We start from the raw sequence: 14,639 nt of genomic DNA on the forward strand, positions 1-14,639 counted from the left end.
GTGCGGCTACCCTCCGCGCGCACTTCGAGGTGGCTGCCTCATGATGGACACTGTGGGCGAGATGATCAAGCTGTGGTTCAAGTTCGTCCCTCGCCCGGGATGGTTACCGCAGGACACCGAGGGTATGTGGGCGACCAGGGTTGGTGAGGATACCGCTGTCGTGGAGAATGCGGCCTTCCTCCAGGACGGGGTGGCCGAGGGGGACGTTGTCCGCTATACGACCGATGCGGATGGACTGCATTGGGCGCTAGAGCGGGTCAGTGCCTCGGGCAACTGCACTATTCGTGTCGTGCCGATACCGTCGGGACCGTTAGGGCGCGATGCCCACGCGGTGCATCAACGATTGGCGGTGTTCGGTTTGGGCGGTGAGGTCTTCAGCGACGCCTTCCCTATGGTTGCTTTCACGGTGCCTGCGGACGCGGATCTTGCCGGGGTCAAAGCCTTGCTGGAGCAAGGGCAAAGTGACGGATGGTGGCATTTCGAGGTCGGTTGCGGGACGCCGGAGTGGTGGGACGCCTGACTAGCCGGGAAGCCTGTTGCGATACGGCTTGCCTGAACACACGGTCGTGAACAACTCCGAAATCAAAAATAGCCAGCAGTCCGGCATCCGTGCGGAGGAAGATAGTACGATTACCGTCAACGGCACAGTGCTCAGTAGTAATCGACAGTCTGGTATCAACGCTTCAAGGCGCAGTTCGATATCCGTGACGGGCAGTACGATTTCGGGGAACGAACGAGGCGGCATCTTGGCAGAGGGGGCAGCCAACATAAAAATCGTTGGAAGTACAATCACCAATAATATCGCAGACGCGGGTGCCGGAATCAACGTTGACGTCGGCTCCAAAGTGGACGTGGTGAACTCGACGATCAGTGGCAACACCGCTGGTGGGCCGTTTGCCGGAACAGCGCACGGGGGCGGGATTATCGTCAATAGCAAAACTCAACTCACTTTGGACAACAGTACTGTGTCCGACAATGTGGTACGCAGCATCAAAGAAAGCGCTGGTGGGGGAATTAGCATGCTCGGCGGCCCGTCCACCAAGGTGACCCTGATCAACAGCAAGGTTACCGGCAACGACGCCAACGCAAGCCAAGACATCAAACAAACATTCGGCGGCGGTATCGACAACAGGGTCGGTACACTCAGCCTTCAAGGCGACAGTCAAGTCAGCGACAATTTTCCGAACAACTGCGAGAAAAAGATCGAAGGTTGTGGGGCTCAATAATATTAGATGGGCAAAGTCTTTCGAAGCTGGACCCGGCCAATCCTGCCCGCACTCCCGTATCGACCGTCGTTTACACCGCAGCACAGCGATGCCCGGATAGCCTCTCTCGCTTACACGGCCGAGCGAGGGAGGCGCCGGACCGGATCGTCGCCTAGACACCGAACCCGCAAATCAGCACCCGGACCACTTCTTCGGAGCAGGGACGTAGGCCGCACCTCATCTACTAGGCGCGGCCTGGCGACAGGCGGGGATCGACCATGCGTGTTTCCATCCGACAGTACGTCTGCGCCGAACGACCAGTGGTCTACTCGCGATGTGCTCAGCCGCGATCCCATCCATGGTCGGTTCAACCGATGAGCCGATACTTCACAGATCGGGGAACAAGTTATGCCTTTCGCTTCGGTCAGAACCACCACTCGCTCGCTTACGCAGCCAGGCGGGGTCGAGGCCCTGTAGAGAATCGTTGGTTTGTTAAACACCGGGCCGGTCGCACTGAATCGTCAGTACGGGGTTCGGGAAGCTCGGCGGTGCGGTGGCTGCTCGTCTGGACGATCGACGTCGCCGAAGCGGCTTTCGCGGATCTTGTCTTGCAGGCCGCGGATCGCCGCCGAGGTCGTCCAGGGGTCGCTGAAGGTCAGCCCAGGACAGGAATCGGTGTAGGCGATGAATGCCGCGTCGCGTGGGGACCAGTACACGCCGAAGATCGGCTCGCCACCACCGAGGCGACGACCCTGGTCGTGTAGTCGCGGCGGATTATCGTTCGTAACTCGATAATCGGCGCTGTCGCTGCCGAGCTGAAGGGCCGGAAGGACCCGGAACGACGGTCCTTTGATGGTCTGGCATAGGGGGAGGACACTGCATATGAACATCCGGTATTGCTGCCGTGCGGGCGTTTCCACATGTCCGCTTCTGCCGATTTCCGTGTGTTCCCGCCAGGAGGTGATCTCGTGTAGTCCGCACGAAAATGACCGCCCGGCCTCTTACACCAGAGGTGTCGACCTGGCTGAACTGCTCGGTTGTTGCCCTGCGAAGTGTCAGCAACTCCCTCCGATCCATAGCGGAGGCGGCGCCGAATAGTTGTCATGCGCCGCCTACAGGCGGCGACCACACACACACTATGGAGAGGACTCGGATGCCTTCTGCTGCTGTTCGTTGTATAGCGGGACTTGCGATTGTCGTGGCCGGGGTCGCTGCGGGGATTGGCACCGCAGAAGCCGCCACTAACTTTCCTGCGGGTAAGTTCAGAATGAAGCACACTGCCCGTGGACAGTGCGCCACGCTCAAATATGAGGAGAGCGGCGCCCCATTCGTAGCTCTCGCACCCTGCGACGGCAAGACCGATCTGCAGGCATGGAAGTACGACAGCAAGACCCACAAGATTCATCTCGCATCCAAACCGGCCCAATGTATGGCCGCGCACATCTTTGTGAAGAAATGTTCTTCCAAGGAAGCAGCGAAATGGGAAACTCGGACGTTCAAGAAGGACATCAACGTCTGCCTGGTCGGAGTAGGGGACTGCCTCACTGATTTCTACAAAGAGCGCGGGGTGGATGCCTTGACCGCCATCAAGGGTGGCCAAAACACCGGCAGCAACAAGATCGAGTTCATTCCCTTGTGACCGCCACAGCCGTCCGGGGTGCGAGAACGGCCGGAAGCTACCTGTTCCGGCCCCGGTCGTGCATCGACGCCGGGCTTGCGGCACCCGAGGGGCAGGGGATGCTCCACCGAAACCTTTCCTCTCGGTCCCACTCGGTCTCGATCGACGGCAGTGACGTCAACGCACTAGGTATCCGCAATCCCGATGCCTGATTCGGGCAGCGAACGCACCATAATGCCCTTGGTCTCAATAGGTCGGCGCAACACTGGGAATCTCCTGGTGAGGAAGGGATGTGATGCGCAATGGCCTCGAGCAGACCACTGTCGGAGAAAAGGACCCCGTTGACCGAGGCTCAGGTCGAGCAGGTGTGGCGGCGGTGGCGATCCGGGCAAGTGATCAAGGTCCTGGCCCGGGAGATGCGCCGACACCCTTCCACGGTGCGCGACCTACTCAAACGCTGTGGCGGGGTCCGCCCGATTCCTCGCCACCGCGGCCGGCTTCGCCTGAGCCTTGCTGAACGAGAAGAGATCTCGCGCGGATTGGCCGCCGGGGACTCGCTGCGTGGTATTGCCCGCCGCCTGGGTCGAGCACCCTCGACGATCTCGCGTGAGGTCGCCGGGCGCGGCGGCCGCTTCGCCTACCGGGCCTTGCCCGCCGACCAGGCGGCGTGGGCTCGGGCAACGCGCCCGAAACCGACCAAACACCGAAACGTGCGCAGTGCGGTTCGGCCACACTCGATACCCTGCGGCCGAGACGACCACACCGGCCGAACGCACGACGAACGCCGACGAGGTGATCTCGTCCAACCCGCTTTCGTCCCGGTCGACTTCCGCCGATGATGCCAAGAACTCACCCAGTGCCCGGTCTTGGAGCGCCACCTGTTCGAATCTCTCCACCCCCGTAGTGGCCGGCCGAAACAACTCCACGCTGGAGTAGGCCAGCGCCGCAGGACCACGCACCTCCGCAACGGACAACACCGTGCGCAACCGCTCCGCGTTGACGACCTCGCCTACCGGGAGCTGGAATCCGGCGACTCGAACCTTCTCTGCCGCAACGGTATCGGGCGCAGTCGCGATCGCCGAACCCTGCAACACCACTGCACCGACCCATCCCGCCGGACACATCAGCGACCTCGGCGATACCACCACTTGCAGACGGCTGGGTGTAAAGGAAACCGGAACTACCGCCAGTTCCGCCCACAACGCCTGAGCATGAGCCACTACAGCCGTCACCGACATGAAATCCCCTCTCCGCGTCGGGCATCGAGAACAAGCTTGCACCACCAGCTGAGCCCGCACATCGGCACTACAATGCGTTCGCCGACTGCGCGCCCAGCGGCACGCGCGGACGTATGAAGACCGCGTTTCAAGACACCGTGGAGATCACCGACGCCCTGCTGAATCCTCCAGCTAGCAGTTGGATAGCCACCGACGACCCCGAGCGTCGCGGTGCACGCGCTCGGGGCCGAGAATGTGACCACACCCCAAGGCCTCGACATAGTCGCGTTATGTCCGTTTATTCGTGCCGGGTCGAGTCGGAGGGTCTCGGGCTCTTGGTGACGTCCGGGCGTGGTGGCGTGCAGGCGGCCGTGACGCTGGCGTGTCTGGCCGGTTTGGAGGATCCCGATGGCGATAGATCGTGGCTGCCAGGCGATCTGGCTATGGCCGTCGGGGCGCTTCAGGCGCATCCTGTGAAGTGCGCGGAGTGGGCGGGCGTGGCCGGCATGCTGAGTTCCGGCCGGCGAGGAGGAATGCATGGAAAGCGCGCCGAGCAGGACGGCGATGTTTGCGGCCGTGTCGCGTGGATTGTTTCGCCTGGAGACGGCGTCGCCGTGGGTACTGGACGATGTGCTGGCCCTGGTGCTTGTCGGCCCGGTATGGCAGCAGCTGCGAGACCAGTTCGATCCGCTGTTCCCCGGCCCGGTCCGCCGCGAGTCCCGGGCGGCTGTCTGCACCCGCAGCCGGTACGCCGAGGACCGGCTGGCTGCCGGTGCCTTCACCCAGTACGTGATCCTCGGCGCGGGGCTTGACTCGTTCGCGTGGCGTCGGCCGGATCTGCTCGGCTCGCTGACGCTGTTCGAGATTGATCACCCTGCCTCCCAGGGCTGGAAGCTCGAGCGGGTCAGAGAGCTCGGCCTGCCGCTCAGCGACTCGCAGGTATTCGTGCCGGTTGATTTCGAGGCCGGACCGGTTCAGGATGTCCTGGGCCCGGCCGGGTTCGATTGGGCGCAGCCTGCGATGTTCTGCTGGACGGGCGTCGCCCCCTATCTGACGGCACAGGCGATCGAGTCGACGTTGCGCACGATCGCGACGGCAGCTCCCGGGTCTGAGGTGGTGTTCTCCTACCGGGCCGAGGACTGCGCGCTCGACGACGCGGGGACGGAATTCGCCCGTATCTACACGCCGATCGCGGCTTCTGTCGGCGAGCCTCTTCAGCCTGGCTGGCCGGTATCGGAGATCGAGAGGCTGATCAGCCGGTGCGGGCTGACGGTCGTGGACCACCCCACACGTGCAGACCTGCAGCAGCGGTACTTCGCCGGCCGTACCGATGGCCTGCGGCCCTATACCTTTGAGACCCTGGTGGCCGCGCGGGTCACCTGAGCGAGCGCAGGCCACGACGGTGCTCGCCCGAATTCATCGGCCAAGCAACGTAATCGGCATCCTCACATCGGCAGATCAGTGCATTCGGCCGGACCGCGCGGTCAGCATCGCCTTGCCCTGGTGATGACCGTGTTAGTCGGGCTCGACAGGTACGAGCCGGGTGAGACTGGTGTGGGTTCCGCGTCGACTTCGACGAACACGCGGCCGGTATTGCCGTCAACGCCGATCTCGATCGCGCGGAACACGCTGACCCCGGTGGCCCCTAGCCGGACCAGGAAAGCCTTTCTCTACCGTCACACCAGCGGGCCAGCCGTGCAGACCGGCGGGTTTGGTTTCGCTGGCTGACCGCCGGTGCGGTCGCTCGTGGGCGAGTTCGGCGCTATCCGTCCTTTGGTACGTCCGCACCGAATAACCGGTGTTGATCTGTGCAGACTTATCGGAACCCGGCGCCGCGCGGTGTTGTCGGATTCCCCCGGCCGATGGAGGGTGTGCGCCAGGTCCGGTTCCTGATCGCCACTTCCGATACGAGAGAAGGAGTTTCACGTGACTCACAAACTGTCGACCGCCGCCGCGGTCGGCATCCTCGCCGTGTTCCTGTCCACGGGTACCGCGACCGGCCAACCACCACAGGCTCCGAGCTCGCCGGATTCGCAGCAACAACAGCAACAACAGCAGTCGCAACAAGGACAGCGGCAGGGCGGCGGGAACAGCCCCGACCAGGACGACCCCAGACCGGAGGCGGCACCCCGCCGTCACAGCGGTGTAGTTGCGAGGGCGACGACGACCAGAGCGCAGGCAATCAAGCGCAGGGTTCGGCCAATCAAGCGCAGAGCCAGGCGCAGGGTGTCGGCACCGGCGCCGGCAGTCAGGTGGGGGTCACAGGGCGAAACGGTAAGCCGAAGGCGCCAAAAGGTACCCAGTCGAAGCCGAAACCGCCCCAGTCGAAGAAGTAAGGAAGCTGGCAACCAGCTCGTAGCCGTGGCCCCTTGCTGCGGCGGGTCCGTGCGGTGAGAGGTCTCGGGTAGCGGGTTGTGACCGGCGGTGGCGATCGAATTCCGCCGCTACCGCCGGTCTCGACGGCTGCGAGGCGGCCCCTGCCGAGTTCGGCGACGTAAAAACCGGCAGCCGGCAGCTTGATCGTCCGTACAACGCCGACGATGACGATCAGCGATACACCCCACCCGGAACCTGCCGCGATCCGCGCCGCCTACCTCACCCTCGCGCCGTTTGCACGACGCTGCCACTGACGTACTGAGATCGGCATTTTCCGTGCGTTGGAAAGCCGTGCCGATCAACAGATTTGGACGGCCGACCAACGCCCGGTTCGCGGCGCGGGTTCAGGCGGTCATCGCAACACCTCGTTGAGTGCTTCTGATGGTGTCTTGAACCCGATCCCTTGCCGGGGTCGAACGACGCCGCCGTACGCCACCCCTGGACATAGGCCTCCTGGGTGATGTCCTCGGCATATCCACGATCACAGACCACCCGCAACACCAGACCGAACACCCGCGCACACGTCCGGTCATACAACTCGGCAAACGCCTGCTGGTCCGATCGGCCACAACGCACCAATAGCATGGCCAGCACAGCATTTTCAGCAGTCACCTCGCCGCCCGAGACCTCGGTTGCCAACCCTGGCTTCACCACCCGCTACCCCTGCCAAGGTCAAGGAGGAAGCGGACAAACTGTTTGTCATCGCGGCGTGCCAGCGTGCCTACAGCGCCGCCGCGCGCGCCCGCGCCGCAATCGAAGCCAGATTCGACGCCTACGTCCACGATGATGAGGCCGACCCCGGGTTTGAACAAGTCCTCGGCGACGCCGCAGAAGATGCCCGCGAAGAGGCAAACGACGCCGTCGAGTACGCCGGCGAAGCCGAGGCCGCAGTCGACATCGGCGTTGCCGCCAGAGCCGCCTACAACGCCGCCGTGGAGAGCGCCCGTGCCGCCGACAGCGCCCGCGGAAGCGAAGCCGTCATCGTCGCTGCCGACGACGCCGCGGACGCTGCCAAGGCTGCCGAGGCCGCCGACGACGACGAGAGTGTCGAGCTTGCCGACGAGGCAGCGGTGGCGGGGGAGGAGGCTGTCGAAGCGGCGAAAGCCGCGTTCGGTGGTCCGGAGTCGGTGAAGATCAACCGGGTTGGCGAGTCCGGGTAAAGGGCGCAGGGCTTGGGGGCGTGGCGGGCGGGTTTAGCGGGTTGGATTTCGCCCCGCCCGTACTCTCTGGTCCTGCGGCTGGCTGTTTCACGGAATCGGCGTCGGGCCGTAACAGGGGTGACCAGGGAGCTTCCCCGGCAGTCGTGGCCACGAACAGCTTCGACGGCTGGGGAAGTCACCCTGGTACACACCCGGCGCCGCCGGGTGGTAGCGATGGTTGTCGCTCGCGCTGGCTGTTGTGGTGACAAACGGCTGAGGGCCTGCCCGGCGGACCTGAAACACGACCGCTGCGCACGCCAAGCCAGTAGGCCCTGAGCCGCCGCAGCAACGGCTGATCCGACCCGAGCTGCGCCGCCTGATGGACTCGGCCGACCTCGGTTGAGGCTGGGCGCACCGCACGCTCACGACCGGAACCGGGGTGCGGTGATGTAGCGGCTCCAGATGGTCGCTGCTTCGGCGGCGAGCTCGGTGGTGGTATCCGGGGGCGCCGGAAACGGCCAGGGCGAGCATTTCGAGCATATGGGGGCCCGGCCGGGCGGTAGTCCAACCCATCCGATTCCGTCACGGTTTCGAATAGGAGGGTGTGTTCGCGTGCGCAGCCGTCTCGTTGGCTTAGGTTCCGCCATGACGGTCGACGCGCGCCACGCGGGTAGGCCATAAAAAAAATCATGCGCTATGGGAGGAAATAAATGAGCGTACGGGATCGGCGTCGTTGTTTTCGGCTCGGGATGATCGTGTCCACTGCGTTGCTCGCGGGGACAGCGGCCGTGGTGGTGAGCGGCCCTGCCCAGGCCGGACCGACGGCCGAGGAACGCGAGTTGCAATTGGTGGAGACTATCTTCAACGTATACCTCTGCAATAAGGTGCGTCTGGAAGAGGGCGGGCCGAAGGAACTCGAGCCTCATAGCGAGACCTGGTATCAGGAATGGGAGAAAATCGAGGCCGAAGCCCCTTTTGAAATAAAGGGAGGTGGAAATCCGGCTCGTGGCGCGCGAGAAGAATTATTCCGCGAGCCGGGAGGCACGTTCAATGAGGAAACCCGCGAGGAGATGTGTACTCGTACCGAAGATTACGCTGAGACCCTCGCGAAGATCATGAAAGAAGTAAAAGGAAAGATCAAGAGTGGCTACACAACAGAGTCTGAGCTCGCGAAGTTTTTCGATGCCAAAGCGCGGAAGTACTGTGTGATCACCGAGAAAGACCGGGAGAAAAACAAGCGGAACATCGAGACCGGAGAACTGTTGTCCGATGGTGAGGAGCAGCCGAGTTCGATTTGTTCGCAGCTGTAGCGCAAGTCAATGCAGTTCTAGATTCCAATGACAACTGGGTATGGGGATAATATATGCGAACTGCGCCTGTCGGTGCAAGAAGGGTCACTCGATGATGAAACGGACAAAAGTAGGTACCGCGCTCGCCGTGCTTGTCATTACGGGAAGTCTGTGTTCGACGGCTTTTGGTGCAAGCACCGGCCGCGCGGCGCCCGATACGATGAGCGAAGCCGAGTTGCTCAAGGTTACGATACAATTGAACAAATTCCTCTGCAGGGCCGACACCGAGTCCGATAAAGAAGTAAACGACGATAAATATCCCGATGCGCTGGTATTTTCCGAGGAATTGGATGAGCTCAGAACTGTTTCCGGCCTCAAGCCGCGTACGCGGACTTGGTATGAAGAGTATCGCAAAATGGAAGAATACCTTCCGTATAAATATAGGGTGAACAGTACGAATAATCCCTCCGCAATCGCGCGTCATGATCTGTGGGGAACGACTGAGTTCAATCCCGAAACTCGGAAGCTGATGTGCGATAACCAGGAGGAATATGCCGCTGCCGTCGAGGAAGCCGTCAAGCAGAAAGGGGAGACCACGCCATACGCAGCCACTATAGGGCTGCCTGCATTCTTCTCGGAGAAGGCCCGGAAGTCTATCCAGTTGAACGAAAAGGAAGCGAGCGGTGGCAACGGTTCCGAATTCGCAGATGAACTGAAGAAGTAGACGGGTCGACCCTGGATGCGAGCTCCTCGATGGTTGGCGTCGACTCCGGACCGCCACAGCCACACGGGCTTGTTCACCCCACCGCTGGGCAGATGCTCGACCCGCAGCCGGATCGCGGTGCCCTCGATGATCGGCAGCGGCCCCTCGTGATCGGCCCACGCTGCCCGGTGGATCAGGTCCAGACTCGAATCGAGAGATGTTCGCGGCAATCAGCGGACCGAGGGTAGTACCCCGGAATGTCAGTGCTGTCGAAGCCGACGCTGTTGCCGTACTCGGGACCGCTGTCGCCACTTCCGCCGCTTCCCGACGGGGCAGGCGGGGATTGTTGCAACGTGCCGCCGCGAACCGGTGGCCTGATCCGACGTCGGTGAATGTCGTTACCCACCGGCCACCCTCCGCGACGAGCTGCTGGTGCGGCGACTCCCGCCGATCGCCGCTACCGGCGTCGCAGCACCAGCCCCCGCGCGGGCCTCTCGGCAGCGAAGCGGCGGTCCTGGCCATCAGCATCCACGACGGCTGTCCGGATAGTCGCCTGCCGCAGCGGCGAGCCGTCGCTGCTCTCAACGCCGAGTACGTTCGCACAAGCTTATGGATCTGGTTCGGGACTGATCATCGACCGGCAGAGATGAGCTACCGCAGCCCCGACCACGCAAGCCCATGACCGAACGTCCGCTGCTTAAGCAGCGTGCGTTTCCGCGATGTTCACTACTTCCGGGCATGTGGAGTTGACAACCAGGGCAGTGCGTACCTGCTCGTTGGAGTACCGCCGACACTGACACCGTCATAGAGGGGCTCCCCTCTCGTGTCAAGGCGTGGGCTGAGAACCACACCAATGAGGCAGGTGGGCAGCCGATTTGGGAGCTTCTCGTCGGGCACCTGGACTAGATCCTGGCCGGGATCAGGTCCTGACACCAGTCTTAAGTAGCCGCTGTGCGCGCGACGGTCAGCTGTCCATGATCTCGTGGCCGGCGCCCAGGCACATGGTGTCGGTCGGTAACCAATCCGGCTATGCCGCAGTGAGACCGTGCTCGGCAACCATCCCATCCGTGGCAAATAGGAATGGGATCTCGTACGGGCGGGAGCCGGTGTGCGGCAGCAGGTTCGAACTCGGCTAACGGCCGATCTTTTCCAGTTCGTCGATGTCGTCGCCGGAGAGCGACAGTCCGGCACCGCGGAGATTCTCGCGTAGGTGGGTGGTGGAGGCGGTGCCGGGGATCAGCAGGATGTTCGGTGATCGGTGCAGCAGCCAGGCCAGTGCGACCGACATCGGCGTCGCGTTCAACCGGGCGGCGACGGCCGACAGCGCCGTGGACTGCAGTGGGGTGAAGCCGCCGAGCGGGAAGAAGGGTACGTAGGCGATGCCCTGGCCGCCCCTGCTGCTGGAGTTCGGCGAGGGTCTCGAACGACTCCGCGAGCGAACCGGACTGTGGCCCTGCGGCATCGCCGAGCCGGAGGTTGACCACGTCGAGCACGTCGAGGCCGAGCGCGGCCAGGTTCTCGTGGACCGCGCGGCGCAGCTGTTCGGGTCGTCGGGCCAGCGGCCAGCCGCCCTGCTGATCGCGGGTCGCGCCGACCTTGGTCGCGATGTGCAGCGGTTCGGGGTAGGGGTGCAGTGCTTCGCGGATCAACTGATTGGTGAACCGTGGCCCGTACGACGCTTTCCTGGCCGTATGTCCGAGCCGCAAACTGCTGGAACGGATCTCCGACAAATGGGTCGCACTGATCGTGACCGCACTCGGCGTCGGCGGGTCACCTCAGCCCGGCGACCCCTGCATTGGTGAGTGCAACCGCACACCAATTATCAGTCACGACGGCGGCCGCAACAGCTGTGCTACCTGCATCCGGTCAGCGTCGAAGTGTGCCGTGATTTCCCGGCCGCGCGCATCGATGATGCTGATCGTGTTGTTTCCCGGGAAGGAGACACGCGTCGGACATCGCTCACCTTCAGGCGCCGTCCACACACTGGTCTGCCTGCTGAACAGGCCGCCGCGCTCCCGCAGCCTGACGGCGCACAGGGTGTCGATCATGGCGTTCACGTAGTGGGTGACGGCTTCGTGGCGACCGTCTGCGCTCACCTCGACGGCCACGATCTTCTTTTCATCCGAACCGAAGGCTACGTAAAATATCGCCATCGGTACCAAGGGCACCGCCGCCAGCGCCAGGACGACGGCGGGCACCAGCCAGGTTCGCGTGCGCCAACCCATACTCGGTGCGCGGACGAACAGCGCCGCCGTCGCGATCCAGCACACCAGCGGAACCCAGACCGGGACTGCCTGAAACCGATAGAAGCGGTTCGACACCTGGATCGCGGGTACTGCCGCGAAGCCCGCCGTCGCCAGCGCGGCGACCGTGAGCACCCAGACGATCCGCCATCGGCGCGGCACCCTGCTCGTCGCGCCCCCTCGTCCACTCGGCGCAGGAATCGTCGCTTCAGTCGTCTGCTTCGCCAACGGTCGGCCTAACTCGTGCACTCAGTATTCGGCTCCAGCAGCCGAACTCACCGTCAGCCTATCTGGTAGTTCGCGGGAAACCGATGCCCTCAACCTCCTGAAAATGCGGTGCGGAACAGACGGCGACGGTCCGTAAGTCAGCCGCCGAGGTGGTGTTCTCGCGCGGGCGTGTGGATCAGCTCGCTGACGGTTGTGGCGTAGGAGGAGGCGGCTCGGTTGCCGACGCCGGCGTCGGGATGGCCTGCCTCGTGGAGGGGGAGATGGTTAAGCGGGCCGGTGGGGATCCACCACAGGTGGGGGAGGTGTTGTTGGTCGGGTGGTGGACCGGAGAGAAGGCCTAGCTCATGCAGGATGGGTTGGGAGAGCACTGTCCATAACCAGCTGAGGGTCTCGGTGATCGACTGCTGCGCTGCTGATTGTTCGGCGGATGACAGGCGGGGGTCGGTGGAATTGGTTACGGCGGTGCGGAATTGGTCGGTGCGGGCGGTCAGTTCTGTCTCCGATAAGTCGGGGAGTGCGATCGAGCGTAAGGCGGCGTGCTCGATGATCAACGCGTCCGAGCCGAGTCCGCTGACATTCACGACGATGATGGGGCCCGTTTGTGGTGCTGCGGCGAGCAATTCAGAGACATCAGGGGGTTTCAGGAAGCTGTGCAGTCCGGGTACCCGGCGGATTTCGGCGATCAACCGATGCCACTCCTGTGCGGCGTGGCGACGCTGTTCGCCGGTGGGAGCTCCGGGTGCAGCCCTGATGAACAGCTGCGGCGCGGAAAAGCCCGCTGTTTCAGGTTGATTGAGCACGTGGCTGAGTTCGTCGAAGCGTTGCGCCAGCCGAGGTTCGCGCTTCGCGAGTTCGGTGCTGTAACGGTGCGGTATGCCGTGGCCGTGCTCCAGTATTCGCAGCGCGTGCTCCGGAGCGGGTGGACCGATGCGAAGCGCGCACGCGGCCGCGTCGCGGGTCAGGCCGGTGAAGTCGGCGAGTAATCGCGCACGGTCGGTCATCGGGAGCGTGCGCGCGGCGAACTGGGGCAACAGATCCACCGCCATGTCGAATGTTTGGTGTACGAGTCTGCTGGTGGCGGCCGAGACGGTAGCTCCGGGGACGGTCAATTGCCGTGCGGCAGCGACGCGTTCGGGCACCGAGACGGTCGAGTCGCCGGCGATCTGCTGCCATCGGCGCGCGGAATCGTCGGCAGCCGAGCCGGTCAGCGCGGCCCGCAGTGAATAAGCCGCCGCGACCGCCGCCCGGGCACGCGAATGCAACACGTGACCGGCCGGTGCTGCTGCGCCGGCTCGTTCGGCTAACCGCTTGAAACGCTTCAACTCCCGATGTCCGCGCCGGGGCAGATCATCGGTCCGGCGGGATAGCTCCAGATGATCGTCCGGAATACCCCAGCGGTGCAGGAAGCGGGCGCGCTCGACCTCGGCATGAACGAGGCGGCGCTCCGCCAGATGGGCATTCGCCCGCGGGGCGATGCGTGCCCGCCGCATCGCGGTGGCAGCCTCCGTGAGATCGGTCGGATCAGCGCCCGCTCGAAACCGTTGCAGGAGTAGTAACGCCAGGTTGATGTTGTACCGCGCCCACAAGGGATGAGACCTGGCTCGGAGACCATGCGGCAGCTCCGCCACCGCCTGCTTCGCCAACAGGGTCGCTTCGTCCAATACATCGGCGTTGGCGTCTCCCCAAATATGCTGTAGCCGTAGCGCATCGGCGAGTGAGGATTTGGCTCCCGGTACCAGCGCCGCGTGACGTTCGCCGTGCGCGAGGGCTTCTCGAAGCAACTCGACCGATTCCCGCAGTATCGAAGCATCACCGGTCACGACGGCTTTGCTCAGCAACGCACCGGCCAGCGAGTTGAGCCGAGCGCCGCGGAGCTCATGGTCGGCGGGCGTGCCCCGCAGCGCGGCCCGGCCGGCGTTGATGCCGTCGTCGAGGTCGACCGGCTCGCCGGCGCAGCGCCACCGGGACAACAGCGCGCCCGCCAGGTTCGCCGAGAGCGCGGGCAGCATCGAATGGCGGACCGGCGCGTGATCCAAGGCCTGACGGAACAATTCGATCGCATGATCGATATCGTCGCGGGCGCCGAACCGTTCGAATCGCGCCCACTCGGTGAGCCCTAAACCGTTCTCCGCCGCGCTCCGGAGTTCGGGCTGCGCCGTCGCACACAGGGGAGTGGCGAACACGTCCGCAGCACGTTCGAGCAGCTTCAGCCGACCGGTCTGTTCGTATTGCGCGAACAGCTTTTCCGCTTCGGTGATCGCCGAATGCCCGCTCGTGTCGCGCATGGGCGCGCAGATATGCAGGTGGACCTGCGGGTCGCCGCAGATGAGCGCGTTGAACTCGCTCAGCGCCCGACCGTGCTCGGTGCCGGTGATATTCAGCGGTTGCCCATCCCAGATCGCCAGCAGCGCATCGAGGTCGGGACCGGGCGGTCCGTTCGCGATCGTGCGCAGTTCGTCACCGAGCTCGCCGGGCGCAAGTTCCATGGCGGTGCGTAGGTTGTCCATGTCCGGTCTGTTCGCGTTGTCGCGCAAGGTCTTTCACCCACTGTCTAGAGGTGCTGTTCGAACCGCGACGGCGGCCCGGGTTCGGCTGTACCTTCAAACGTGATGTCGTTGAGG

13 protein-coding genes and 1 pseudogene are annotated in these 14,639 nt (G+C 63.8%); 9 read left to right on the forward strand and 5 right to left on the reverse strand.

The features are described from left to right. Window positions 1-40 precede the first annotated feature (40 nt). Window positions 41-520 carry a DUF4265 domain-containing protein gene (locus DMB37_RS35915; RefSeq protein ID WP_135236502.1) on the forward strand — a complete coding sequence of 160 codons (480 nt, stop codon included), beginning with the start codon at window positions 41-43 and terminating at the stop codon, window positions 518-520. A gap of 46 nt (window positions 521-566) precedes the next feature. Continuing rightward, complete coding sequence (locus DMB37_RS35920) at window positions 567-1,226, forward strand: right-handed parallel beta-helix repeat-containing protein (RefSeq protein ID WP_167769038.1); 660 nt, start codon at window positions 567-569, stop codon at window positions 1,224-1,226. A 500-nt stretch (window positions 1,227-1,726) separates the two neighbouring features. On the opposite strand, the gene DMB37_RS35925 is transcribed toward DMB37_RS35920, so the two are convergent. Next, window positions 1,727-2,095, reverse strand: a complete 369-nt coding sequence (locus DMB37_RS35925; RefSeq protein WP_135236504.1) for a hypothetical protein — start codon at window positions 2,093-2,095, stop codon at window positions 1,727-1,729. A gap of 263 nt (window positions 2,096-2,358) precedes the next feature. Between DMB37_RS35925 and DMB37_RS35930 the strand changes: the two genes are divergently transcribed. The 3 genes from DMB37_RS35930 (at window position 2,359) to DMB37_RS35940 (ending at window position 5,423) form a co-directional block, all read left to right on the forward strand. Next, a complete protein-coding gene (locus tag DMB37_RS35930; RefSeq protein ID WP_135236505.1) occupies window positions 2,359-2,844 on the forward strand; it encodes an RICIN domain-containing protein in 486 nt (161 codons plus the stop codon). A gap of 395 nt (window positions 2,845-3,239) precedes the next feature. Continuing rightward, window positions 3,240-3,662, forward strand: coding sequence for a helix-turn-helix domain-containing protein (locus DMB37_RS42065; RefSeq protein WP_370465436.1), 423 nt, complete (start codon window positions 3,240-3,242; stop codon window positions 3,660-3,662). Window positions 3,663-4,577: 915 nt separating this feature from the next. Beyond that, entirely contained in the window at window positions 4,578-5,423 is an 846-nt protein-coding gene (locus DMB37_RS35940) for a class I SAM-dependent methyltransferase (protein WP_135236507.1), read from the forward strand. A 1,212-nt stretch (window positions 5,424-6,635) separates the two neighbouring features. Here DMB37_RS35940 and DMB37_RS42070 read toward each other — a convergent pair. Then, window positions 6,636-7,001, reverse strand: coding sequence for a sigma factor (locus DMB37_RS42070; protein WP_135238028.1), 366 nt, complete (start codon window positions 6,999-7,001; stop codon window positions 6,636-6,638). Window positions 7,002-7,048: 47 nt separating this feature from the next. On the opposite strand from DMB37_RS42070, the gene DMB37_RS35950 reads away from it, so the two are divergent. The 3 genes from DMB37_RS35950 to DMB37_RS40835 all read left to right on the forward strand — a co-directional run bounded on the left by DMB37_RS35950 (window position 7,049) and on the right by DMB37_RS40835 (window position 9,568). Continuing rightward, complete coding sequence (locus DMB37_RS35950; RefSeq protein ID WP_135236508.1) at window positions 7,049-7,576, forward strand: hypothetical protein; 528 nt, start codon at window positions 7,049-7,051, stop codon at window positions 7,574-7,576. A 689-nt stretch (window positions 7,577-8,265) separates the two neighbouring features. Continuing rightward, the gene (locus tag DMB37_RS35955; RefSeq protein ID WP_135236509.1) at window positions 8,266-8,865 is read left to right on the forward strand and encodes a hypothetical protein; all 600 of its coding nucleotides are present in this window, start codon (window positions 8,266-8,268) and stop codon (window positions 8,863-8,865) included. Between the two features lie 91 nt (window positions 8,866-8,956). Next, window positions 8,957-9,568: a hypothetical protein gene (locus DMB37_RS40835; protein ID WP_167769040.1), complete on the forward strand. Its 612-nt coding sequence runs from the start codon at window positions 8,957-8,959 to the stop codon at window positions 9,566-9,568. Between the two features lie 1,111 nt (window positions 9,569-10,679). Here the strand turns inward: DMB37_RS40835 and DMB37_RS42075 are convergent. After that, window positions 10,680-11,009: an aldo/keto reductase gene (locus DMB37_RS42075; RefSeq protein ID WP_370465265.1), complete on the reverse strand. Its 330-nt coding sequence runs from the start codon at window positions 11,007-11,009 to the stop codon at window positions 10,680-10,682. A gap of 191 nt (window positions 11,010-11,200) precedes the next feature. On the opposite strand from DMB37_RS42075, the pseudogene DMB37_RS41590 reads away from it, so the two are divergent. Then, window positions 11,201-11,347: pseudogene (locus tag DMB37_RS41590) on the forward strand (transcriptional regulator); the annotation flags it as partial. Window positions 11,348-11,373: 26 nt separating this feature from the next. Here the strand turns inward: DMB37_RS41590 and DMB37_RS35970 are convergent. Both DMB37_RS35970 and DMB37_RS35975 read right to left on the reverse strand, forming a co-directional pair. Continuing rightward, window positions 11,374-11,952, reverse strand: a complete 579-nt coding sequence (locus DMB37_RS35970; RefSeq protein WP_135236511.1) for a hypothetical protein — start codon at window positions 11,950-11,952, stop codon at window positions 11,374-11,376. A 203-nt stretch (window positions 11,953-12,155) separates the two neighbouring features. Next, window positions 12,156-14,525 carry a hypothetical protein gene (locus DMB37_RS35975; protein WP_135236512.1) on the reverse strand — a complete coding sequence of 790 codons (2,370 nt, stop codon included), beginning with the start codon at window positions 14,523-14,525 and terminating at the stop codon, window positions 12,156-12,158. Between the last annotated feature and the right edge of the window lie 114 nt (window positions 14,526-14,639).

Origin of the sequence: Nocardia sp. CS682, from assembly GCF_004634405.1 — a bacterium.
Lineage (GTDB): Bacteria > Actinomycetota > Actinomycetes > Mycobacteriales > Mycobacteriaceae > Nocardia > Nocardia ninae.